Here is a 364-nt window from a genome sequence, read left to right on the forward strand (position 1 = left end):
CTAGGGGCACTAGCGGCTTCGGCCATCAACGCAATCACAAAGATCGCCCCCGACTGGAGTGGCGAAGCCGCGACCGCTGCTGCAATACGGGCCAGGGATCACGCCTCCACGATGGAGGAGCGAGCCGCCCGGTGGGCCAAAACCGCAGAAATTCTCGATAAAGCAGCTGAACAGATCGGCAAGCTACAATCCGAGATCATTCGGATCATTGACGACCCGGTCCTTCAGCACAAGTTCGACATCTTTGACGATGGTCAGGTAACTGTCTCAAAGGACTACGAAAATGATCTTCTGCGGAAGCATCTGCATGATCAAGCGGGATTCGACGAGGCGTACGAGAAGGCCAAGGCTGCGGCGCGCTTAT

The 364-nt window shown here is 56.6% G+C and carries 1 pseudogene; it reads left to right on the forward strand.

The window, feature by feature from the left end:
* A pseudogene (locus GOARA_RS20310) lies at nucleotides 1-364 on the forward strand (hypothetical protein); the annotation flags it as partial.

Source organism: Gordonia araii NBRC 100433, from assembly GCF_000241265.1.
Classification (GTDB): Bacteria; Actinomycetota; Actinomycetes; order Mycobacteriales; family Mycobacteriaceae; genus Gordonia; species Gordonia araii.